Annotated in this window: 1 protein-coding gene and 1 pseudogene; both read left to right on the top strand. The window is 61.7% G+C overall.

Features of this window, described 5'->3' with window-relative positions:
- Positions 1–523: pseudogene (locus QMG56_RS23175) on the top strand (IS21 family transposase); the annotation flags it as partial.
- Positions 520–1377, top strand: a complete 858-nt coding sequence (gene istB, locus QMG56_RS23170) for an IS21-like element helper ATPase IstB (RefSeq protein ID WP_281825258.1) — start codon at positions 520–522, stop codon at positions 1375–1377. The pseudogene QMG56_RS23175 and the gene istB, both read left to right, overlap by 4 nt.
- Positions 1378–1500: the final 123 nt, after the last annotated feature.

Raw genomic sequence — 1500 nt, 5'->3', positions numbered from 1 at the left:
GCCAACCCGGTATGGCTTCCAGGATGTCATGGTGAAGGGCTTCGTCGACACGGTGGTCATCCTATGTGGCAATGAGGAGATCGCCAGACATCCGCGCTGTTATGGTGAGGCCATGTTTGTGGCGAACCCGCTGCATTATCTGGCGCTAATCGAGACCAAGCCCAATGCGCTCGATCAGGCCGCCGCGTTGCAGGACTGGGCCCTTCCGCAAGCGTTCCAGCATATGCGTCACCTCCTTGAGGCGCGTATGGGCAACAAGGGCAAGCGCGAGTTCATCCAGATCCTGCGCCTGTTGGAGGCGATACCGATGGAGATCGTCACCTTCGCGGTGAACGAGGCGATCTGTATCGGTGCAATCGGCTTCGATGCGGTCAAGCAGATCGCGCTGGCGCGCATCGAACGACGGCCCGCCCGCCTGGACCTGGCAGCCTATCCCCATCTGCCGAAAATGGACGTGAAGACGACGCGTGCCGCCGACTATGCCGCGCTCGTGCCCCAAACATCTCAGGAGTTGGCGGCATGAACCAGGTCGCAGAGGACAAGATGCCGACCGGCACCATGGCGGGGACGCCGCAGGTCCTGCTCGCGCATCATCTCAAGCAGCTCAAACTTCCTACAGTGCTACGGGAATATGAGAAGCTGGCCCGTGAATGCGCACGCGACGGGGTTGATCATAGCCGATACCTGCTGCGGCTCATCGAACTTGAGCTGATCGATCGTGAGCGCCGCACTGTGGAGCGCCGGATCCGGGCTGCGCGGTTCCCGGCGGTGAAAAGCTTCGACACGTTCGACTTCACGGCCATTCCAGGCCTCAACAAAATGCTCGTGCTGGAGCTGGCCCGCTGCGAATACATCCTGCGGCGGGAGAATATCATCGCGCTGGGCAATAGCGGCACCGGCAAGACACATGTAGCGCTCGCGCTGGGACTGGCAGCTTGCCAGAAAGGCTTCACGGTCGCGTTCACGACCGCCGCTGCCCTGGTCAACCAGTTGATGGAGGCGAGGGACGAAAAGCGACTGCTCAAGATGCAGCGCGATCTTGCGGCGGTGAAGCTGCTGATCGTTGATGAACTGGGCTATGTTCCCCTCTCGCCCACAGGCGCTGAACTGCTGTTCGAGACCTTCTCGCAGCGCTATGAGCGGGGATCAACGATCGTCACATCCAACCTGCCGTTCGAGGACTGGACGCAGGTCCTGGGATCCGAGCGGCTCACCGGCGCGCTGCTCGATCGGCTCACGCACCACGTCAGCATCCTGGCCATGAACGGCGATAGCTACCGCCTTAAGCAGTCCGCCCGCCGCCGTGCTGCCGGGGCGGAGCAAAACCAGGCCACCCAGGTTGTCGACCCGGACACTGGCGAGATCACCGCCACCTGATCAATGACGACAACGATATGAAGAGGGCCCCGATCGGGGCCCTCTTCATATCGTTAGGCCCGCATCAACAGTGGCCTGCTTTTACTCCGCCCCGGTGGCCTGGAATCTGACCGCCGTTGACAC

It is taken from the genome of Sphingobium sp. BS19 (assembly GCF_027925545.1).
Classification (GTDB): domain Bacteria; phylum Pseudomonadota; class Alphaproteobacteria; order Sphingomonadales; family Sphingomonadaceae; genus Sphingobium.
The sequence above is the reverse complement of the archived record's forward strand: the minus strand, read 5'-3'. Positions and strand labels throughout refer to the sequence as shown.

Excerpts from the sequence above, each read along its gene's own strand:
- istB (WP_281825258.1), top strand. The coding sequence starts at position 520 with ATGAACCAGGTCGCAGAGGACAAGATGCCGACCGGCACCATGGCGGGG.